This is a genomic window from Kitasatospora sp. NPDC036993 (assembly GCF_055607525.1).
The window spans coordinates 42,339-63,020 of record NZ_JBVJRP010000031.1; the positions used below are offsets into that span (position 1 = coordinate 42,339).

A 20,682-nucleotide genomic window follows, 5' to 3' on the forward strand; every position below is an offset into this window, starting at 1 on the left:
CGGGTATCCGTCCGGTTCGTCATCCCTTCGCGTCCTCGTGCCGTCACCGGGCACTTGAGGAATCAGGCTCGCGAAGGAGAGTCCCTTGACCACGAAGTCCGCAGCCGCGGCGAGCGTCGCCACCGTGCACGGCTACCCCCGCCAGGGCCGCAACCGTGAACTGAAGAAGGCGATCGAGGGGTACTGGAAGGGCGCCGTCCCGGCGGAGGCGCTGCTGGCGACCGCCGCCGACCTGCGCCGGACGAACTGGGCGCAGCTCGCCGAGGCCGGGATCGAGGAGGTCCCGACCGGCGACTTCTCGCTCTACGACCACGTGCTGGACACCACCGTGGCCGTCGGCGCGATCCCGCTCCGGCACCGGGAGGCGGTGGACGCCGACGCGCTGGCCGGGTACTTCGCGATGGCGCGCGGCACCCAGGACGTCGCGCCGCTGGAGATGACGAAGTGGTTCGACACCAACTACCACTACCTGGTCCCCGAGTTGGGGCCGGACACGGTGTTCGCCGCCGACCCGGCGAAGGCGGTCGGCGAGCTGCGGGAGGCGCTGGCGCTGGGCCACACCGCGCGGCCGGTGCTGGTCGGCCCGGTGACGTACCTGCTGCTGGCGAAGCCGGCGCCGGGAGTGGCCGAGGACTTCCAGCCGATCACGCTGCTGGACCGGCTGCTGCCGGTCTACGCCGAGCTGCTCGCGGCGCTCAGGGCCGCGGGGGCCGGCTGGGTGCAGCTGGACGAGCCCGCGCTCGTCCAGGACCGCACCCCGGCCGAACTCAACGCCGCCGCCCGCGCCTACCGCGAGCTCGGTGCCCTCACCGAGCGGCCCAAGCTGCTGGTCGCGAGCTACTTCGACCGGCTCGGTGAGGCGCTGCCGGTGCTGGCGAAGGCACCGGTCGAGGGCCTGGCGCTGGACTTCACCGGCCCGGCCGCCGCGAACCTGGACGACCTCGCCGCGGTCGGCGGACTGCCCGGCAAGCGGCTGGTGGCGGGGGTGATCGACGGGCGCAACATCTGGATCAACGACCTGGAGAAGTCGCTGGCGACCCTGGCGACCCTGCTGGGCCTCGCCGGCACGGTCGACGTGGCGCCGTCCTGCTCGCTGCTGCACGTGCCGGTCGACGCCGCCGCGGAGCGCGACATCGACCCGCAGATCGCCCGCTGGCTGGCCTTCGCCCGGCAGAAGGCCGGCGAGGCGGCGCTGCTCGCCCGGGGCCTGCGCGAGGGCACCGGCGCGGTGACGGCCGACCTGGCCGCCAACCGCGCCGACCTGGCCTCCCGGGCCGGCTCGCCGATCACCCGCGACCCGGCGGTGCGCGCCCGCGCCGCCGCCGTCACCGCCGAGGACGCCCGCCGGGCCCAGCCCTACCCCGTCCGGGCCGAGGCCCAGCGGGCCCGGCTGGGCCTGCCGCTGCTGCCGACCACCACCATCGGCTCCTTCCCGCAGACCACCGAACTGCGCACCGCCCGCGCCGACCTGACGGCCGGACGGATCGACGCGGCGGCCTACCGGGAGCGGATGGAGGCCGAGGTCCGCGAGGTCATCGCGTACCAGGAGAAGGCCGGCCTGGACGTCCTGGTGCACGGTGAGCCCGAGCGCAACGACATGGTCCAGTACTTCGCCGAGCAGCTCACCGGCTACCTCGCCACCCGGCACGGCTGGGTGCAGTCGTACGGCACCCGGTACGTGCGGCCGCCGGTGCTGGCCGGCGACATCTCCCGCCCCCACCCGATGACCACGGAGTGGTTCCGCTACGCCCAGGGACTCACCGAGCGCCCGGTCAAGGGCATGCTCACCGGCCCGGTCACCATGCTCGCCTGGTCCTTCGTCCGCGACGACCAGCCGCTCGCCGACACCGCCCGGCAGGTCGCCCTCGCGCTGCGCGACGAGGTGACCGACCTGGAGGCGGCGGGCGCGGCCGTCGTCCAGGTCGACGAGCCGGCCCTGCGCGAGACCCTCCCGCTGCGGGCCGCGGCCCGCCCGGCCTACCTGGACTGGGCCACCGAGGCCTTCCGGCTGGCCACGTCGGGGGTGCGGGCCGAGACCCAGATCCACACCCACATGTGCTACGCCGAGTTCGGCGCCATCATGACCGCGATCGACGAACTCGACGCGGACGTCATCTCGTTGGAGGCCGCCCGCTCGCACATGGAGGTGGCCGGCGAACTGGCCGGGGCGGGCTACCCGCGCGAGGTCGGTCCGGGCGTGTGGGACATCCACTCCCCGCGCGTCCCCGGCACCGGGGAGGCCGTCTCGCTGCTGCGCGCGGGCCTGGCCGCGATCCCGGCGGAGCGGCTCTGGGTCAACCCGGACTGCGGGCTGAAGACCCGCGGCTGGCCGGAGACCCGGGCCTCGCTGGAGAGCCTGGTCGGCGCCGCCCGCCTGCTGCGCGAGGAACTCGCAGGCTGACGGTGACCGGGGCGGGTACGGCGACCCCGTCGTAGCCGCCCCGGCACCTCGTGCCCCGGAGGCCCGGGCCGAGCTCAGCCGGACTCGGGCAGCCCGAGGTTCTGGTAGATCTCCGTCGTGACCGTGGAGAAGTTCATGGTCATGAAATGCAGGCCGGGGACCCCTTCGGCCAGCAGGCGCCGGCACATGCCGGTCGCGTACTCGATGCCGATCGAGCGGACCGCCCGCGGGTCGTCCCGGTGCTTTAGCATGCGCTCGGAGAATTCCCGGGGAATGGCCGCGGTGGACAGGTCGGGGATCCGCCGGAGTGACCGGATGGTGGTCACCGGCATGATCTCCGGAATGATCGGAACGGTGCACCCGGAGGATTCCAGCCGGTCCCGGAAACGGAGGTAACTGTCCGTCTCGAAGAACATCTGGGTGATCGCGTAGTCCGCTCCGGCCCGGCATTTGGCGATGAAATGCCCGATCTCGGAATCCCAGTCGGGAGACCGCGGGTGCATTTCCGGGAACGCGGCCACGCCGACACAGAATTCCCCGGACTCCTTGATCAGCCGCACCAGGTCGGCCGCGTACTCCACCCCGTCCGGGTGGCGGTCCCAGCGGCCCAGCGGGTCGCCCGGCGGGTCGCCGCGCAGCGCCAGGATGTTGCGGACGCCCTGGTCGGCGTAGTGCCCGAGGATGTTCCGAAGCTCGGCGACGCTGTGGCCGACGGCGGTCAGGTGGGCGGCCGGGGTGAGGGTGGTCTCCTGGGCGATGCGGCCGGTGACGTTGACCGTCCGCTCCCGGGTCGACCCGCCGGCACCGTAGGTCACCGAGACGAAGGTGGGGGACAGGGCTTCGAGTCGCCGGATCGCATTCCACAGGCCGGCTTCCGCTTCGGGGCTCCTGGGCGGCATGAACTCGAACGAGTAGGAACGCCTGCCGGTCGCGAGGAGTTCGCGGATGGAGGCCGCCCGGTCCGTGCGCGTGGTGGGGATTCCGAGTGTCATGACAGGAGGTTATCCGGATTGGTGCGGACCAATCCCGGAGCGTCCACTCCGTGATACGGATTTCTCCACCGGGGGTGCCCGGGGAAGATCCCGGACGGGACGGCACAATGGGGACATGAAAAGACCTTCGCAGGCATTGCCGGGACTCCCCGGATGGGACCGGTGCGCAGTGATGGGAATCGTGAACGTGACCCCCGACTCGTTCTCGGACGGCGGTCGCTGGCTGGACCCGGGGCGGGCGGTGGACCGGGGGCTGCTGCTGGCGGAGCAGGGCGCCGACATCGTGGACGTGGGCGGGGAGTCGACCAGGCCGGGAGCGACCCGGGTGTCCGAGGAGGAGGAGCTGCGCCGGGTGCTGCCGGTGGTGCGCTCTCTCGCCGGCGAGGGCGTCCTGGTCAGCATCGACACCATGCGGGCCCGGGTCGCCGAGGCGGCGGTGGAGGCCGGCGCGCGGATCGTCAACGACGTCAGCGGAGGCCGGGCCGATCCGGGCATGGCCCGCGCCGTGGCCAGGACCGGGGTGCCCTTCGTCGTCATGCACTGGCGCGGGCAGTCCGCGGGCATGGACGGACTGGCCGACTACACCGACGTGGTGGCCGAGGTGATCGGCGAGGTGGCCCGGCAGATGGACGCGGTGGTGTCCGCCGGGGTCGACCCGTCGCAGGTCATCGTGGACCCGGGCCTCGGCTTCGCCAAGAGCAGGCGGGACGACTGGGCGCTGCTGGCCTCGCTGGACGCGTGGAGCGCGCTGGGACGCCCGCTGCTGGTGGCGGCCTCGCGCAAGCGCTTCCTGGGCGAGCTGCTGGCCGACCCGGACACGGGCGAGGCCCGCCCGGCCAGGGAACGCGACGCGGCCACCGCGGCGGCCAGCGTCCTGGCCGCCGCCCAGGGGGCGTGGGCGGTACGGGTGCACGAGGTCCGCGACACGGCCGACGCCGTCCGGGTCGAGGCGGCGCTGCGGCGCCGCGGACCCGCCGCGCCCCGGACGGCGCCGACGGCGGAGGCACTGACGGCGGGGGCGCGGGCGTGAACCGCGCCCCCGGCGGACGCGCCTGGCTCCTACTCCGGCCCGTCCTGCACGATGGACGCTGCCGACGACACCGACCGACGACACTGGGACTTCCGGATGGACCACCCGACCGACGACACCCGCCTGCCCGCTCCGCGCGGCGGCACCGACCCCTACGGCCCCTGCGTGCTCCTCAAGCACGGCGAGGTCGCCCTCAAGGGGCGCAACCGGCGCCTGTTCGTGAACCGCCTGGAGGAGAACCTGCGGGCGGCGCTGCGCGGGGTGGGCGGCTCGACCTGGATCCGGACCCCGCACAGCCTCACCGTGCTCGGCGGGCAGGTGCCCGTGGAGACCCTGGTGGCCAGGGCGCGTACCGTGATCGGCTTCAGCTCCGTGGAACCGGCGCTGCGCGTGCCCAGCACGATGGAGTCGATCGAGGCCAACGGGCTGGAGGTGCTGCGTACCGCGTGCGCCGGGCGGGCCGCCACCGGCTTCGCCGTGCGCGTCAAACGGCGCGACAAGACCTTCCCGCTGACCTCCTCCCAGCTGGAGCGGGAACTCGGGGGCCGTCTGCAGCCCCGGGTGGCCGGCCTGCGGGTGGACCTGACCGCGCCCGACGTCACCCTGTCCGTGGAGATCGACCGCCGCGAGACCTACCTGTCCGCCGAGCGGCACCCCGGGCTGAGCGGGCTGCCGGTGGGTTCCAGCGGCCGGGCCCTGGTCCTGCTGTCCGGCGGCTACGACTCGCCGGTGGCCGCGCACCGGGCCATGCGGCGCGGCCTGGCCTGTGACTTCGTGCACTTCAGCGGCGCGCCCTACACCAACCCGGCGTCCGTCTACAAGGCGTACGCCCTGGCCCGGGAGCTCAACCGGTACCAGCCGCCCGGCGCCCTGCACGTCATCGCCCTCGGCAAGGCCCAGAAGCAGCTGGCCGTCGCGGGCGCCGGGCGGCTCCAGGTGGTCGCCCAGCGCCGGCTGATGGTGCGGACGGCCTCCGCGCTGGCCGCCGCCACCGGGGCGCAGGCCCTGGTGACCGGCGACAGCCTGGGGCAGGTGGCGAGCCAGACCCTGGCCAACATGGTCGCGGTGGACCAGGCGGCCACCCTGCCGGTGCTGCGCCCGCTGGTCGGCTGGGAGAAGCAGGAGATCATCGACCAGGCCAGGGCACTCGGCACGGCCGACATCTCCGTCCTGCCGGACGAGGACTGCTGCAGCCTGCTCGCCCCGCCCCAGGTCACCACCGGGGCGCGGATCGGCGACCTGAAGGCGGTGGAGAAGCGCCTCGACCTGGACGAGCTGGTCGAGGCGCTGCTGGAGAACGTCCAGGTGTCGCGGCCCGGGCAGGAGGAGGAGCCGGCACCGGCCCGCACCCTCCCGTCCTGACCGGACGGTCGTGCCGGGGCGGCCACCCCGATCGGCCTCGGCTGCCGGACCTGCGAGCGGACGGGCCGCGTCCGGCGGGCCCGGCCGCCGGCGGCGGGGGAGCGGCCGGCGGCCGACCCGGACCGGAGGAGCAGGGTGCCGTACCCGATGGAGGGGAAGTGGTCGTGAACGACGGCGGAGTGCGGGTGGGACGGGCGGCGCGGACCGAGGACGGCGCCTGTCGGCACCTGCTGGTGTGGCGGGCCGGGCCCGGCTGGCGGATGGTCAGCAGCGCGGTGCTCGGCGGCGGGCTCGCTGATCGCGCCTGGGTGCTCAACGCCCAGGTGCGGCCCGGCTACTCGCGGATGGACCCGGACCGGCACCTGGCCGAACTGGCCGCCGGGCAGGGCCTGGTGGGGCCGGGCGTGGGGCTGATGACGGCGGCCGAAGTGGACGACTGCACCCGGGCCGAGGACGGTGGGGTCACCGCGCTGGTCACCACCGGGATCGGCGTCGCGCTCTGGGCGGCCGACCCGGCCGCGGCACCGGTGGAGTACCGGCCCGGCACGATCAACATCCTGGCCGTGGTGCCGGCGGCGGTCGCGGACGGCGGTCTGGTCAACCTGCTGGCCACCGCGACCGAGGCCAAGGTCCAGGCGCTGCTGGACGCCGGCTACGACTGCTCCGGCACCCCGTCCGACGCGGTCTGCGTGGCCGTCCGGGCCGCTTCCTCCGAGGGCCCCGCCGACCCCTTCGGCGGCCCGCGCTCGCGGTGGGGCGCCCGGCTGGCCAGGGCGGTGTACCGGGCGGTGCGGGACGGGGCCGAACTCGACCGGGAGCGCCGGGCCCGGGGGGAGCCGGAGTCGCACCCGCTGACGGTGCCCGGCTGCCGCCTCCCGGACGTGCGCGGGCCCCGCGCCTCGGCGGCGGTTCGCTAGCCGACCCAGCCGGCGGTCAGCGTCTGTACGGCCGAGCCGTCGAGGTCGTTGAGCTTCACCCCGGCGAAGGCCCGGGCGGCGTCGGAGGTGAGCAGCCGGAAGGCGGGCCGCTCGGCGGTGAGCAGGCCGAGGATCCGGGCGGCCACGTCCTCGGCCGCCTGGGCGTGGGCGAAGGCGCCGCGGGTGCGGTCCAGGTAGGCGGCGAGGGCCGGTGCGTACGGTCCTGCCTGCTCGGCCGCGTCGTCCGTGACGCCGACGTTGCTGACGAACTCGCTGGCCACCGCGCCCGGTTCGACGACGCTGACGGACACACCGGCCGTGGCCGCGACCGGCGCGAGGGACTCCATGAAGCCCTCGACCGCGAACTTGGCGGCGCAGTACGCCTCGTTGAAGGGCTGGCCGACCACGCCGCCGACGCTGGTCACGGTCAGCAGGCGGCCGCGGCTCGCCCGCAGCAGCGGCAGGGCGGCCTTGGTGACGTGCAGCACCCCGAAGAAGTTGACCTCCATGACGGCGCGGACGTCGGCCACGCTCTCCCGCTCCAGGGTGCCGACGTGGCCGGCCCCGGCGTTGTTGACCAGCGCGTCCAGCCGGTCGACGCCGGCCAGGCAGGCCTCGACCGACGCCGGGTCGGTCACGTCCAGCGCCCGGACGTCGACGGTGACGCCGGCCTGTTCGGCGGCCGCCAGCAGGGGCCCGGACTTCGCGGTGTTCCGCATGGTGGCGATCACCTGCCAGCCGCCGCGCGCGGCGGCGACGGCGGTGGCCAGGCCGATGCCGGAGGAGGTGCCGGTGATCAGGACGGTCTTGTCGGTCATCTCGCTGGACCCCAGATGCTTATCGAACATAACCAATATGATTCATAACTATGTGACCTGACATTCCACCCTGTCAAGCACCTGGATACCCTGGTCGGCATGCCCCACCCACCGGATGACCTCACCAGGGAGATCGTCGGACTCTTCGCGGCCGTCAACCGCCGCTACAGCCGGGAGTCCGAGGCCGCCGCGGCGGTCCACGGCCTGACCGCGCTCCAGGCCAAGGCGCTGCTCGCCGCCGAGGACCCCGTCCCGACCCGCCGCATCGCCGAGCGGCTGCACGCGGAGCCGTCCAACGTGACCGTGATCGTCGACCGCCTGGAGTCCAGGGGCCTGGTCGAGCGCAGCGTCGATCCCGGTGACCGCCGCGTCAAGCGCGTCGCCGCCACCGCCGCGGGCCGCGAGGTCGCCGCCGACCTGCGCGCCCGGATGCCCTTCGCCGGCGATCCGCTGGCCAGGCTCGACGCCGGCCGGCGCGAGTCCCTGCGCGAACTGCTCCGGCTGGTCCTGGAGGCATGACGGCAGTCGCCGCGCCTCCCGTGCGTGGCGCCGTCCGGTCGGGGGCCCCGGAAATGCCGGAAGGGCCGCCGCCGGATCGAATCCGGTGACGGCCCTTCAGAATTCCGGGGGGGGGTAATTCCCGGGCGGGTGCGGTTACTTCGCGGCGAAGGCCTTCTCGATGTCCTCGACGACCTTCTCGGCCGCGATTGGGCCGGAGCTGCTGCTCCACACCTGGCCGTCGACGCCCGCCAGCTGGTTGGTGCCCACCGCCTTGAGGCGGTTGAAGGCCTCCTGCGAGCGGGCGGTCTCCAGGGCCTTCTCGCCCTCGGCGTTCAGGGTGGCGACGAACACCCGGTCCGCGTCGGCCTTGTTGAGGTTCTCCAGGGACAGCGGGTCGGAGTGCGGCTGGGCGCCGAGGCCGTCGGCGATCGGCAGGGTGCCGGCGCCGGCCTTCTTCAGCAGGTCGCCGGGCATGTTGGTGGTGTTCATCACGATCGGCCCGTTGGGCATCCAGCGCATCACCACGGCGCTGCCGGTCTTGCCCTCGCCGGCCTTGGCGGCGCGCTTGTCCAGGGCGTCCAGCTTGGCCGTCAGGTCGTCCTTGCGGCCCAGCGCGTCGCCGTACACGGCGAGCACCGAGCGCCAGTCGCCGGCCTTGGGGACGATGGTCGGGGCCACCGCCGAGAGCTTGTCGTACTGGGACTTCTCGATGCCCGAGGAGGCCAGGATGAGGTCCGGGGTGGCCTTCAGGATCGCCTCGATGTTGGGCTCCTTGACCGTGGCGACCAGCGGGATGCCGTCGGCCTTCAGGTACCCGGGGGCGGTGGTGCCGCCGCGGCTGGAGCTGGTGCCCACCGGGGTGATGCCGAGCGAGAGGGCGGTGTCCAGGGAGGTGTCGCCGAGCGCGACGACCCGCTTGGCCTCGGCCGGGACCTCGACGGCGCCGAAGGCGGTGTCGATGCTGTGCTTGCCGTCCTTCGCGGCGGCCGGGGACGAGGAGCCGTTGCCACCCGCGGAACTGTCGGACCCCGAGGAGCCGCACGCGGTCAGGCCCAGGGCGAGGGCGCCGACGACGGCGGTGCCGAGCAGGGTCTTGGTAAAGCGGGTGCCAAGCATGGGTGTTCTCCGAGAAATGGTAGTTTACGGACGAACCGTTTATCTGAGGTTAGCCTAACCATACGTAAGGCCCTGACGGGGAGGCCCGGTGTGACATTCCGATCACTCCTGCTGCGCGGACTGCTGCCAGCCGGCGCGATACTGCTGCTCGCCGTACTGGCGAGCCTGCTGCTCGGCGCGGGAGACGTGGGGCCGTCACGGGCGCTCGCCACCCTGTTCGGTGACGGCGACTCCGACTCCCGCTTCACGGTGTTCCACCTGCGCGCCCCGCGGACCGCGGTGGCCCTCGCGGTCGGGCTCGCGCTCGGCGTGGCCGGCACCGTGCTCCAGGCCGCCGCCCGCAACCCGCTGGCCGAGCCCGGACTGCTCGGGGTCAGCACCGGCGCCTCCTTCGCCGTCGTGATCGCGATCGTGCTCGGTGCCAGCGCCGCCAGCGTCGGCCCGTACGTCGCCGTGCTGGGCGCCGCCGCCGGCTGCCTGCTGGCGCTCGGCGCGGCCCGGCTGCGCGGCGCGGGCGACGACCCGGTCCGGCTGGTGCTGGCCGGCGCCGCGCTGAGCGGGCTGATGAACGCCGGCTCCTCCATCCTGCTGCTGTCCGACGCCCGCGCCGCCGACGAGATCCGGTTCTGGACCATCGGCTCGGTGGCCGGCCGCGGCACCGACCAACTGGTCGCCGTGCTGCCGGTCCTGCTGCTCGGTCTGGTGCTGGCGCTGCTCTCGGGCCCGGCGCTGACCGCGCTCAGCCTCGGCGACGACGTCGCCACCGGCCTCGGCCACAAGCCCCGCCGGGCCCGCGCCCTCGCGGTGACCTCCGTCGCCCTGCTGGTCGGCGCCGCCACCGCGATCGCCGGACCGGTCTCCTTCGTCGGCCTGGTCGTGCCCTTCGCCGCCCGGGCCCTGGTCGGCCCCGACCTGCGCCGGCTGCTCGTGGTGTCCGCGCTGCTCGGGCCGGCCGTCGTGCTGCTCGCCGACGTGGCCTCCCGGCTGGTCGCCCGCCCGTACGAGATGCCGCTCGGCGTGATGACCGCCCTGTGCGGCGCCCCCGTCCTGGTCGCCGTCGTCCGCTCGCATCGAATGCCCGCGCTGTGAAGGCCCCCGTGAACGACACCGCAGCGAACCACGCCCCCACGGAGGACGTGGTTGCCACGCCCGACGCCCCCTCGGCCGAGGCCCGCCGCCCGGCGCCGCCCGTACCGCCCGGCACTCGGCTGCTCGCCCTCGGCGGCCGCTCGGTGCTCGTCCCGGTCCGGCCGCTGATCGGCTGCACCGTCCTGCTGCTCGCCCTGGTCGTGGTGACCGCCGTCTGCCTGGCCGTCGGCGAGACCAATCTCGACCCGGTGACCGCCCTGCGCGCCGCCTTCGGCGACGGGACCGCACGCGACGTGCTGCTGGTGGAGAAGCTGCGGCTGCCCCGCGCCGAGGCCGCACTGGCCGTCGGCGCCGCCCTCGGCGTCGCCGGCTGCCTGATGCAGACGCTCGCCCAGAACCGGCTGGCCACCCCGGACACCGTCGGCTTCAACGAGGGCGCCACCGCCTTCGCGGTCGCCTCCGTCACCGGTGTCGCCACCCAGCTGCTGCCCTCCGCCGCCGCCCTGGCCGGCGCCGCCACCGCCGCCTCGCTGGCCTTCGCCCTCGGCGGCGGAGCCGGCCGCAACGGCTACCGCTTCCTGGTGGTCGGCCTCGGCATCGGCGCGGTCTTCGGCGCGGTGACCAACCTGATGCTCTCCCGCGCCGCGATCGACGCCGCCAACGCCGCCTTCGGCTGGACGGTCGGCACCCTCAACAGCCGGGACGCCGACACCGTCGGCCACCTCGAACTCGGCCTGCTGGTCTGCCTGCCCGCCGCCGTGCTGCTCGGCCGCCGGCTGTCGCTGCTGCGCTTCTCCGACGCCGTCGCCACCGGGCTGGGCGTGCGGGTGCGCGGCCTGCGGATCGGCGTCCTGGTGGTCTCCGTGGTCTGCGCGGGCCTCGCGGTGGCCGTCGCGGGACCGCTCGGCATGATCGCGCTCGCCGCGCCCGAGGCCGCCCGCCGGATCGCCGGGCCGCGCTGCGTGCCGGTGCTCACCTCGGCCGCCGCCGGAGCCGCCTTCACCCTGCTCGCCGACCTGCTCGGCCGCACGATCCTGTCGCCGATCGAGGTGCCAGCCGGCCTGGTCACCGCCGTCGTGGGCGGCCCCTACCTGCTCTGGCTGCTGCTCACCACCCGTCCCCGGAGGACCGCATGACCGCCCGCACCGCGACCGCTGCCGACCAGCACCGCGACGCGACCCCCGACGGCGGCGCCACCGCCCCGGCCCACCGGCTGGCGACCAGCGCGCTCAGCCTCGGCCACGACCGCACCATCGTGGTGCGCGAGCTCGACCTCGAACTGCCGGAGCGGCAGGTCACCGTCATCGTCGGCCCGAACGGCTGCGGCAAGTCCACCCTGCTCGGCGGCCTCGCCAGGACCATCGCCCCGCGCTCCGGCGCGGTGCTGCTCGACGGCAAGCCGCTGACCTCGCTGTCCACCCGGGCGATCGCCCGGATCATCGGCCTGCTGCCGCAGTCCGCCACCGCCCCGGACGGGCTGACCGTCCGTGACCTGGTCCGCTACGGCCGCCAGCCGCACCAGGGCCTGCTGCGGCAGTGGTCGGCCACCGACGCCGAGGCGGTCGAGCACGCGCTCACCGCCGCCGACCTCCACGACCTGGCCGACCGCCCGCTGGACACCCTTTCCGGCGGCCAGCGCCAGCGCGCCTGGATCGCGATGGCCGTCGCCCAGGACACCGACATCCTGATGCTGGACGAACCCACCTCGGCGCTGGACATGGGCCACGCCCTGGAGGTGCTGGAGATGGTGCGAGGCCTGACCGAGCGCGGCCGCACCGTCGTCCTCGTCCTGCACGACCTGACCACCGCCTGCCGCTACGCCGACCACATGGTGGCCATGCGGGACGGCAGGGTGGCCGCCCAGGGCGCCCCGCGCGACATCGTCACCCCGGAGCTGGTGCGCGAGCTGTACGGGGTGGAGAGCGCGATCCTCACCGACCCGGTGCACGGCACCCCGGTGGTCTGCCCGGTCGGCCTCGCCCCGCGGGCCCGCTGACCTCCGGGCCGGGGTGCTGTCGGGCCGGTCAGCCGGCCAGGCCGGGCAGCACCTCGGCGCCCGGCAGCTCCGCCAGCGCCCACCCGGGCAGGATCAGCTTGCCGCGCCGCCGGCCGCTGCCGACCAGGACGTACGGGGCCGCGGCCACCGCCTCGTCGATCAGCAGCGGCCAGCCGCCGGGCAGGCCGACGGGGGTGATGCCCCCGTACTCCATGCCGGTCAGCTCGACCGCGGTGTCCATCGGCGCGAAGGACGCCTTGCGCGCCCCCAGCCGGGTGCGCACCGCCTTGTTGACGTCCACCCGCGTGGTCGCCAGGGCCAGGCAGGCCGCCAGGGTGACCTCCCCGGCCCGCTTGGCGGCGACCACCACGCAGTTCGCGGAGAGCTCCGGCGGCACGTCGTACGCGGCGCAGAACACGGCGGTGTCCGCGTGCTCCGGGTCGCTGTCCACGTAGAGCACCGAGGCGGCCGCCCCGGGCGCGTCCCAGTTCTTCAGCGCGTCGGCGACGGGCGCGGCGAGGCCGGCGCAGGCGTCCAGGGCGGTGACGGTGGCGGCGAAGTTCCCGAACGGCGGGGTCACGGACTCACTCATGGCACCGGACTGTAGCGCGCGCCCGCCACTTCGCTCAGCCGTACGGGACGACCGCGACCGGGCAGTGCACGTGATGGATCGCGGCGTGCGCCACCGGGCCGATGTGGTGGTGGCGCAGCGGCATCCGCCGGACGCGGCGGCCGACGACCAGCAGCCGGGCCGACCCGGCGGCGTCCACCAGGTCCACGGCGGGTTTGCCCCGGATCAGCTCGGTCGTCACCTCGACCTCGGGGTGGTGGATCCGCCAGGGCTCCAGGGCCTGCGCGAGCCCGCTGTCCTCGGCCGCGGACGCCTCGCGCTCCAGCCCGCCGATCGCCCCGTAGGACATGTACGCGCTGCCGGCCGGCGGCGACCAGACGTGCACCACCCGCAGCGGCGCCGAGCGCAGGGCGGCGGCCTCGAAGGCGAAGGCCAGCACCGCCTCGGCCGGGCGCCCGAGGTCCAGGCCGACCATCACCTCGCCGTCCGGCTCGTCCCCGCCCGCCCGGACCAGCACCACCGGGCAGGCCGCCCGCCGCAGCACCTCCTGGCTCACCGAGCCGATCAGGAACCCGCGCAGGGTGCCCAGCCCGCGCGAGCCGACCACCAGTACGGCGGCGCCCTGCCCGGCGGCCCCCAGCGCCTCGACGGGATCGCCGGCCACGGACGTGGCGGCGACCGTCACCTCCGGCACGAGGGCCCGCAACTCGCCCTCGCGCTCCGCGAGCTGGGCCAGCGCGGGGTGGTCGCCCGACTCGCTGCCGGGCGGGACGTGCTTCGGCCGCGGCCAGGCCTGGAGGACGTCCAGGCGCAGGCCGCGGCGCTGCGCCTCGCGGGCGGCCCACGCGGCGGCGGCCAGGCTCTCGGGTGAGCCGTCGAATCCGACGACGACGGGTCCGGTCACGGCGTGCTCCTCGTTCCGGTGCGGCCGGAGGTCTCTCCGTGTGCGCCCAGTATCCGCGCGGGCCCCGGCCGGCGCCTCCCGGGCGCCCGGCGCCGGTTCCGACGTCCGGCCGGGCGCCGCCGGTTCCGCCGTCCGGCTGGTCGGCGCCGACCGGCGGCGCGGCCCCGGGAGCGACCGGCGGGACGGCCCCTAGGGTCGGCCGGACCGTCCGTCCCAGCCCGGGAGAACGATGCCGAGGGTCCTCAGTCTCCGCTCGCGGTGGGCGAGCGCCGCCGCCGGACTGGCCGTGTTCGCCTCCGCGCTCGCGGGCTGCGGAGGCGGCGGGAGCGGCGGCCCGGTCACCCTGAACTGGTACAACTTCCCGGACGACTCGGGCGCCCTCCAGCAGGCCGCCGACCGCTGCGGGCAGCAGTCCGGCGGCCGCTACACGATCCGCTACGACAAGCTGCCCCGCGGCGCGGACGGCCAGCGCCAGCAGCTGGTGCGCCGGATGGCGGCGCACGACGCCGACGTGGACATCCTGGGCCTGGACGTCACCTGGCCCGCCGAGTTCGCCGAGGCCGGCTGGATCCGCGAGTGGACCGGGACGATGCGCGAGCGGGCCACCGCCGACACCCTCGACGCGGCGGTGCGGACCGCGACCTGGCGGGACCGGCTGTACGCCGTCCCGTACAACTCCAACACCCAGCTGCTCTGGTACCGCGACGACCTGGTGCCGGCCCCGCCGAAGACCTGGGCGGAGATGCTCGCCCTGGCGCGGCAGCTGGCCGACGAGGGCAAGCCGCACCTCGTGGAGATCCAGGGCGCCCAGTACGAGGGACTGACGGTCTGGTTCAACACGCTGGTCGCCAGCGCGGGCGGCTCGATCCTCACCCCCGACGCCCAGGCGCCCTCGCTCGGCGCGCCCGCCGTCACGGCCGCCGGGGTGATGCGCGACCTGGCGGTCTCGGTGGCCGCCGACCCCTCGCTGGCCAACCAGATGGAGGACCAGAACCGGCTCGCGATGGAGTCCGGCACCGCCGCCTTCGAACTCAACTACCCCTTCGTCTACCCCGCGATGAAGGCCGACCGGCCGGAGCTGTTCCCGCACTTCCGCTGGGCCCCGTACCCCGCGGTGACGGCCGACCGCCCCGCCCACGTGACCATCGGCGGCATCGACCTCGCCGTGGGCGCCTACAGCCGGCACCCCGACCTCGCCGCCGAGGCCACCCTCTGCCTGCGCGACCGGGACAACCAGCTCACCAACGCGCTGAAGGGCGGCCTCCCGCCCTCGCTGCGGAGCCTGTACCAGACCGCCGAACTGACCGCCAGCTACCCGTTCGCCGCCGACGTGCTGGCCGCCCTGGACTCCGCCGGCGTACGGCCGCAGACCCCGGCCTACCAGAACGTCTCCATCGCCATCTCGCACACCCTCTCCCCGCCCGCCGGCATCCGCCCGGAGAAGGACGTGGCCGACCTCCGCGGGCAGATCAGGGACGCCCTCGGTTCGAAGGGGCTGATCCCGTGACACCCTCCACCGAGGCCGCCGCCGCGGCCGTGCCGAGGCCCGCCGGGCCGTCGCGCGGCGCCCGCCAGGAGCGCCGGCTGGGCCTGCTGCTGTGCGCCCCCGCGGTGATCGTGATGCTCGCGGTCACCGCCTACCCGATCGGCTACGCCGTCTACCTCTCGCTCCAGCGCTACGACCTGCGCTTCCCCGACCAGGCGCACTGGGTCGGGCTCGCCAACTACGGTGCGGTGCTGGCCTCCCCGGTGTGGTGGCAGGCGCTCGGCGTCACGGCGCTGATCACCGTGGTGTCGGTGACCGCCGAGCTGCTGCTCGGCCTGGCGCTCGCCCTGGTGATGCACCGCGCGGTCTTCGGCCGCGGCGCCGTGCGCACCGCCGTCCTGGTCCCGTACGGGATCGTCACCGTGGTCGCCGCGTACTCCTGGCAGTACGCCTGGACGCCCGGCACCGGCTACCTGGCCGCCCTGCTGCCGGAGGGCAGCGCCCCGCTGACCGAGCAGTGGCCGGCCGTCGGGCTGATCATCCTCGCGGAGGTCTGGAAGACCACCCCGTTCATGGCCCTGCTGCTGCTCGCCGGCCTCGCGCTGGTGCCGGACGAGACGGTCAGGGCCGCGATGGTGGACGGCGCGGGCTTCGGGCAGCGGCTGCGCCTGGTGATCCTGCCGCTGATGAAGCCGGCGATCCTGGTCGCGCTGCTCTTCCGCACCCTGGACGCCTTCCGGATCTTCGACAACATCTACGTGCTGACCAGCGGCTCCAACGGCACCGGATCGGTGTCGATCCTCGGCTACGACAACCTGTTCACCGCGCTCAACCTGGGCATCGGCTCGGCGATCTCGGTGCTGATCTTCGTCTGCGTGGCGCTCATCGCCCTGGTCTTCGTCAAGCTGTTCGGCACGGCGACGCCCGGCGCCGAACCGGAGCGCCGATGAGCACCCGGCACGCCAGGACACTGGCAGGCTGGGGCGTCGTCAACCTGGTGGTCGTGCTCTACGCGCTCTTCCCGGTGTGGTGGATCGTGGCGCTCTCCTTCAAGGACCCGAGCACCCTGTCCGACGGCGCCTTCGTGCCGCGCCGGTGGACCCTCGCCAACTACCGCGGCATCTTCCAGACCTCCGAGTTCACCCGCGCCCTGGTGAACTCGATCGGGATCGCGGTGATCGCCACCACCATCGCCGTGGTGCTCGGCACCATGGCCGCGTACGCGGTCGCCCGGCTGCGCTTCCCCGGCAAGCGGCTGCTGATCGGGGTGTCCCTGCTGATCGCGATGTTCCCGCCGATCTCGCTGGTCTCGCCGCTGTTCGACATCGAGCGGGCGCTCGGCCTGTTCGACACCTGGCCCGGGCTGATCATCCCGTACATGACCTTCTCGCTGCCGCTGGCGATCTACACCCTCTCGGCGTTCTTCCGGGAGATCCCCTGGGACCTGGAGAAGGCGGCCAAGGTGGACGGCGCCACGCCGTGGCAGGCGTTCCGGCTGGTCATCGCGCCGCTGGCGGCACCGGGCGTGTTCACCACCGGCATCCTGGTCTTCATCTTCTGCTGGAACGACTTCCTGTTCGCGATCTCGCTGACCTCCACCACCTCGGCCAGGACCGTGCCGGCCGCCATCGCCTTCTTCACCGGGAGTTCCCAGTTCGAGCAGCCGACCGGCTCGATCGCGGCCGCCGCCGTGATCATCACGATCCCGATCGTGGTCTTCGTGCTGCTGTTCCAGCGCCGCATCGTCGCCGGGCTCACCGCCGGCGCAGTCAAGGGCTGAGACCCGCGCCGGGTCCCACAGCCGAGTCCCCAAGGCCGAGCCCGCCCCACCCGGCGGACCAGGAAGGCGGATCGTGGCCGAGATCGTCCTCGACGGCATCACCAAGCGCTACCCGGACGGCGCCCTCGCCGTCCGCGACGTCGACCTCACCATCGCCGACGGCGAGTTCGTCATCCTGGTGGGCCCGTCCGGCTGCGGCAAGTCCACCACGCTCAACATGATCGCCGGGCTGGAGGACATCACCGAGGGCACCCTGCGGATCGCCGGGGAGGTGGTCAACGACCGCGCGCCCAAGGACCGGGACATCGCCATGGTGTTCCAGAGCTACGCCCTCTACCCGCACATGAGCGTGCGCGACAACATGGGCTTCGCGCTGCGCCTGGCCAAGGTCGACAAGGCGACCATCGCCGCCAAGGTCGAGGAGGCCGCCCGCGTCCTGGACCTCACCCGGCACCTCGACCGCAAGCCCGCCAACCTCTCCGGCGGGCAGCGCCAGCGGGTCGCCATGGGCCGGGCGATCGTCCGCGACCCCAAGGTCTTCCTGATGGACGAGCCGCTGTCCAACCTGGACGCCAAGCTCCGGGTGCAGATGCGCACCCAGATCGCCGCCCTCCAGCGCCGCCTGGGCACCACCACCGTCTACGTCACCCACGACCAGGTCGAGGCGATGACGCTCGGCGACCGGGTGGTGGTGATGCGCTCCGGCGTCGTCCAGCAGGTCGGCTCGCCGCAGCACCTGTACGACGAGCCGGTGAACCTCTTCGTCGCCGGGTTCATCGGCTCGCCGGGCATGAACTTCCTCGGCGCCGCGCTGGAACGGGACGCCCTGCACACCTCGCTGGGCGCCCTGCCACTGGACGACCGCACCCGGCGCGCCCTGGAGCGCGCGGACGCGCCGCGCGAGCTGATCGTCGGGATCCGCCCCGAGGACTTCGAGGACGCCGCCCTGGCCGAGGGGCACGACGGCGGGGTCACCGTCACCGTGACCGTCGAGGTCAGGGAGTCGGTCGGCTCGGACGTCTACGTCCACTTCGCGGAGGAGGGCGGTCCGGTGGCGGGGTCGGGGGGTTCGGCAGGTTTGGCGGGGTCGGCGGGGTCGGGGGGTTCGGTGAGGTCGGTGAGCGCCGAACTCGCCGAACTCGCCGCCGACTCGGGCCGCGCCGACACCGGGATGCTGGAGCACCGGGTGGTGGCGCGGCTGAACCCGGTGACCAGGGCCGCCGAGGGCGGTCCGCTGGAGCTGTGGGTGGACACGGCGCGGATCCACGTCTTCGACCCGCGCAGCGGCGCCAACCTGACCCACCCGGAGCATGCGTAGCCAGGTGCCTCGGGGGCCGGGCCGCCAGGGCTCGGTCTTCAGGGCTTGGTCTTCAGGGCTTGGGTCCAGGGTTTGGCGTCCAGGGTTTGGCGTCCAGGGCGTGGCACGGAAGGCCCAACGCCCCCGGGCGCGCGGTGTGCCTGACCGGGACCCTGTGTAGGTCGACCTACATTGCCCGATTATGAGAGAAAATGTCGGAATCACTCGTCGATCGGTGCTCAAGGCCGTCCCCGCCGCCGTCCTGGTGGCGGCCTCCGACGGGATCCTCGCCCGGCGGGCCAGGGCGGCGACCCCCTTCCCCCAGCCGGTCGTCCGCAGAGCGCGACCGGCGCCCGGCACCCCGAGGGCCGTGCTCGACCAGACGCTCGCCGTGCGGTTCACCGACACCCCCGTCCCCGGCCTCGGGACGGTCACCACGCGCACCTACAACGGCACCATCCCCGGGCCGACCCTGCGGGTGCGCGCCGGCGACACCCTGCGGCTGACCCAGGTCAACGGCCTGCCGCCGAACCGGGCCCACGACGGCGGCCACCACAACCGGCCGCACCGCGAGAACAGCTTCAACCTGCACACCCACGGCCTGCACGTCTCCCCGTCCGGGGACGCCGACAACGTCCAGCGCGAGTTCGCGCCGCGCACGGTCGAGGAGGCCGAGGCCGGCGCCCCCGAACCGCGGTACCTGACCGTCATCGACATCCCGGCCGGCCACCCGGCCGGCACCTACTGGTACCACCCGCACGTGCACGGGGCCACCGCCGAACAGATCGCCGGAGGGATGGCCGGGGTCCTCGTCGTCGAGGGCGACGTCGACGAGGTGCCGGAGATCGCGGCCGCCGCCGACATCGTCGTCTGCGTCAACGAACTGATGGTCAAGGACGGCCGGGCCGCCGCGTTCGTCGCGGGCAACTCGTTCGCCGGCATCACGCCCGCCTTCACCGTCAACGGCGAGGTCAACCCCACCCTCACGCTGCGCCCCGGCGAGGTCCAGCGCTGGCGGCTGGTGGCGGCGACCGCGTTCACCGCGCTGTCGCTCCGACTCACCGACGGCGACACCGTGCTGACGCTGAATCAGATCTCTATGGACGGCGTGACCTTCCCGGCGCCGGTCGCCACCGACACGGTGCTGCTGTCCGTCGGCAACCGGGCCGACGTGCTGGTCCGGGGCGGCGAGCCCGGGACGTACGAACTGCGGGCCCAGGGCGCCCCCGGCCCGCTGATGACGGTCGAGGTGACGGGGGAGGCCGTCGACCCGCCGATGGGACTGCCGGCCGCCCTGCCGCAGGGCAAGCCCTTCCTCGACGAGGGCGACATCACCAACCCCGACGGCGACCGCACGGTGGTCTTCCACGTCGACGGCGGGGTCTTCGAGCAGCCGTTCCCGCACGCCTACCGCGTCCTCGGCAGCCACCCGACCCCCGCGGCCGACCCCGACGGCGACCTCACCAGCGACCCCGCCTACGGCCTGTTCGACCCCGACTACGTCAACCACACCCTGGAACTCGGCACCGTCGAGCGGTGGACCCTGCGCACCGACGAGTCCGCGCCGGGCTTCCACCACCCCTTCCACCTGCACACCAACCACGTCCTCGTCACCCACCGCAACGGCGAACGGCTCGACCCGCCGGTGTGGCAGGACACCGTCGACCTGGCCGGCGGCAGTCCGAGCGACACCGTCACCCTGCTGGTCGGGTACCAGGACTTCACCGGCAGTACCGTCCTGCACTGCCACCAGCTCCAGCACGAGGAGCTCGGCATGATGCAGCGCGTCGACTACGTCGAGTCCCGGCAGGGGGAAGGGGCCGGGAGGCGGGCGTAGCCGATGCCGAGCCGGTCCCTCCGGCGCCGGCCTGCGGGTGGAGGCGCGGCTCGCCCGCACCTGGGGGTGCGTGCCCGAGGGCGGGGGAAGCGGGCCCGGCCGGAGGTGGCGCTCCCGCCGGGAGCCTCAGCCGGCCGGACCCGGAAATACGGTGAGAAAACACCCGCACCATGCGTTCGACCCCGAATCCCGGGTAGAACACCCATGCGGCGGCCGTGAACGATCCGGCTGCTCCGGCACCCCCGCACGGTGTGCCACCGGGATCTCGCCCGCGGAAGCCGGGCACAGGTCCTGGGGGAAGAAGCCCGTGACGTGACACGCGAGACCGTCGCTGTCCACGGGCGTTCACCCCGATGCCCAGGAGCGATCACGTGTCCATCCACCGGGAAACGAGCGGCCGGGAGGCGACTGGCCGGGAGTTCGTGGCCTCGGGTCTGTCGCCCGACCGGCCGTCGGGCCTTCCGGCCGATCTTCCGTCCGACCTGCCGCCCAGGCCGACGGTGGCCGAGCTGCGCCGGATGGGGAAGTCGGAGGCCCGGGAGCTGAGCGACGCCCTGTTCGAGCGGCTGGCCGGACTGGCCAGGG

At 74.1% G+C, this 20,682-nt stretch carries 18 protein-coding genes and 2 pseudogenes; 15 read left to right on the top strand and 5 right to left on the bottom strand.

What is annotated here, in order from left to right; translation table 11 throughout:
• Nucleotides 1–85 precede the first annotated feature (85 nt).
• Entirely contained in the window at nucleotides 86–2,401 is a 2,316-nt protein-coding gene (gene metE / locus ACZ7C5_RS36805; RefSeq protein WP_470324361.1) for a 5-methyltetrahydropteroyltriglutamate--homocysteine S-methyltransferase, read from the top strand.
• A gap of 74 nt (nucleotides 2,402–2,475) precedes the next feature.
• On the opposite strand, the gene metF is transcribed toward metE, so the two are convergent.
• Nucleotides 2,476–3,393, bottom strand: a complete 918-nt coding sequence (metF, locus tag ACZ7C5_RS36810) for a methylenetetrahydrofolate reductase [NAD(P)H] (RefSeq protein WP_470324362.1) — start codon at nucleotides 3,391–3,393, stop codon at nucleotides 2,476–2,478.
• A gap of 115 nt (nucleotides 3,394–3,508) precedes the next feature.
• Between metF and folP the strand changes: the two genes are divergently transcribed.
• From folP to ACZ7C5_RS36830, 4 genes and pseudogenes are all read left to right on the top strand, one after another.
• A complete protein-coding gene (gene folP, locus ACZ7C5_RS36815) occupies nucleotides 3,509–4,423 on the top strand; it encodes a dihydropteroate synthase (protein WP_470324363.1) in 915 nt (304 codons plus the stop codon).
• Between the two features lie 96 nt (nucleotides 4,424–4,519).
• The gene (thiI, locus tag ACZ7C5_RS36820) at nucleotides 4,520–5,785 is read left to right on the top strand and encodes a tRNA uracil 4-sulfurtransferase ThiI (RefSeq protein ID WP_470324372.1); all 1,266 of its coding nucleotides are present in this window, start codon (nucleotides 4,520–4,522) and stop codon (nucleotides 5,783–5,785) included.
• An 18-nt stretch (nucleotides 5,786–5,803) separates the two neighbouring features.
• A pseudogene (locus ACZ7C5_RS36825) lies at nucleotides 5,804–5,953 on the top strand (short-chain fatty acyl-CoA regulator family protein); the annotation flags it as partial.
• Nucleotides 5,950–6,702, top strand: a complete 753-nt coding sequence (locus tag ACZ7C5_RS36830) for an adenosylcobinamide amidohydrolase (RefSeq protein ID WP_470324364.1) — start codon at nucleotides 5,950–5,952, stop codon at nucleotides 6,700–6,702. The pseudogene ACZ7C5_RS36825 and the gene ACZ7C5_RS36830, both read left to right, overlap by 4 nt.
• On the opposite strand, the gene ACZ7C5_RS36835 is transcribed toward ACZ7C5_RS36830, so the two are convergent.
• Nucleotides 6,699–7,550: an SDR family oxidoreductase gene (locus ACZ7C5_RS36835; protein ID WP_470324365.1), complete on the bottom strand. Its 852-nt coding sequence runs from the start codon at nucleotides 7,548–7,550 to the stop codon at nucleotides 6,699–6,701. The two genes, ACZ7C5_RS36830 and ACZ7C5_RS36835, sit on opposite strands and share 4 nt — an antisense overlap.
• A gap of 69 nt (nucleotides 7,551–7,619) precedes the next feature.
• On the opposite strand from ACZ7C5_RS36835, the gene ACZ7C5_RS36840 reads away from it, so the two are divergent.
• Nucleotides 7,620–8,039 (top strand): MarR family winged helix-turn-helix transcriptional regulator, encoded by a 420-nt coding sequence (locus tag ACZ7C5_RS36840; RefSeq protein ID WP_401088466.1) that lies wholly within the window; start codon nucleotides 7,620–7,622, stop codon nucleotides 8,037–8,039.
• A gap of 135 nt (nucleotides 8,040–8,174) precedes the next feature.
• On the opposite strand, the gene ACZ7C5_RS36845 is transcribed toward ACZ7C5_RS36840, so the two are convergent.
• On the bottom strand, nucleotides 8,175–9,137 hold the full coding sequence (locus ACZ7C5_RS36845; RefSeq protein ID WP_401088465.1) for an ABC transporter substrate-binding protein: 963 nt from the start codon (nucleotides 9,135–9,137) through the stop codon (nucleotides 8,175–8,177).
• Nucleotides 9,138–9,227: 90 nt separating this feature from the next.
• Between ACZ7C5_RS36845 and ACZ7C5_RS36850 the strand changes: the two genes are divergently transcribed.
• From ACZ7C5_RS36850 to ACZ7C5_RS36860, 3 genes are read left to right on the top strand one after another with little or no spacing between them, the layout of a single operon-like run.
• Nucleotides 9,228–10,226: a FecCD family ABC transporter permease gene (locus ACZ7C5_RS36850; protein WP_401088463.1), complete on the top strand. Its 999-nt coding sequence runs from the start codon at nucleotides 9,228–9,230 to the stop codon at nucleotides 10,224–10,226.
• An 8-nt stretch (nucleotides 10,227–10,234) separates the two neighbouring features.
• Complete coding sequence (locus ACZ7C5_RS36855; protein ID WP_470324366.1) at nucleotides 10,235–11,362, top strand: FecCD family ABC transporter permease; 1,128 nt, start codon at nucleotides 10,235–10,237, stop codon at nucleotides 11,360–11,362.
• Nucleotides 11,359–12,222 (top strand): ABC transporter ATP-binding protein, encoded by an 864-nt coding sequence (locus tag ACZ7C5_RS36860; RefSeq protein WP_401088459.1) that lies wholly within the window; start codon nucleotides 11,359–11,361, stop codon nucleotides 12,220–12,222. Before ACZ7C5_RS36855 ends, ACZ7C5_RS36860 begins: the two co-directional genes overlap by 4 nt.
• 28 nt (nucleotides 12,223–12,250) lie before the next feature.
• Here ACZ7C5_RS36860 and ACZ7C5_RS36865 read toward each other — a convergent pair whose 3' ends face one another.
• Nucleotides 12,251–12,814: a YbaK/EbsC family protein gene (locus ACZ7C5_RS36865; RefSeq protein ID WP_470324367.1), complete on the bottom strand. Its 564-nt coding sequence runs from the start codon at nucleotides 12,812–12,814 to the stop codon at nucleotides 12,251–12,253.
• Nucleotides 12,815–12,848: 34 nt separating this feature from the next.
• Entirely contained in the window at nucleotides 12,849–13,697 is an 849-nt protein-coding gene (locus tag ACZ7C5_RS36870; RefSeq protein ID WP_470324368.1) for a universal stress protein, read from the bottom strand.
• 229 nt (nucleotides 13,698–13,926) lie between these two features.
• On the opposite strand from ACZ7C5_RS36870, the gene ACZ7C5_RS36875 reads away from it, so the two are divergent.
• From ACZ7C5_RS36875 to ACZ7C5_RS36900, 6 genes and pseudogenes are all read left to right on the top strand, one after another.
• Nucleotides 13,927–15,204, top strand: coding sequence for an ABC transporter substrate-binding protein (locus ACZ7C5_RS36875; protein ID WP_470324369.1), 1,278 nt, complete (start codon nucleotides 13,927–13,929; stop codon nucleotides 15,202–15,204).
• Nucleotides 15,201–16,133, top strand: a complete 933-nt coding sequence (locus tag ACZ7C5_RS36880; protein WP_401088451.1) for a carbohydrate ABC transporter permease — start codon at nucleotides 15,201–15,203, stop codon at nucleotides 16,131–16,133. Before ACZ7C5_RS36875 ends, ACZ7C5_RS36880 begins: the two co-directional genes overlap by 4 nt.
• Complete coding sequence (locus ACZ7C5_RS36885) at nucleotides 16,130–16,963, top strand: carbohydrate ABC transporter permease (protein ID WP_401088449.1); 834 nt, start codon at nucleotides 16,130–16,132, stop codon at nucleotides 16,961–16,963. Before ACZ7C5_RS36880 ends, ACZ7C5_RS36885 begins: the two co-directional genes overlap by 4 nt.
• A 73-nt stretch (nucleotides 16,964–17,036) precedes the next feature.
• Nucleotides 17,037–18,281, top strand: a complete 1,245-nt coding sequence (locus ACZ7C5_RS36890) for an ABC transporter ATP-binding protein (RefSeq protein WP_401088447.1) — start codon at nucleotides 17,037–17,039, stop codon at nucleotides 18,279–18,281.
• A 181-nt stretch (nucleotides 18,282–18,462) separates the two neighbouring features.
• Nucleotides 18,463–20,097 carry a multicopper oxidase family protein gene (locus tag ACZ7C5_RS36895; RefSeq protein ID WP_470324370.1) on the top strand — a complete coding sequence of 545 codons (1,635 nt, stop codon included), beginning with the start codon at nucleotides 18,463–18,465 and terminating at the stop codon, nucleotides 20,095–20,097.
• Between the two features lie 371 nt (nucleotides 20,098–20,468).
• Nucleotides 20,469–20,682, top strand: a pseudogene (locus tag ACZ7C5_RS36900) (hypothetical protein); the annotation flags it as partial.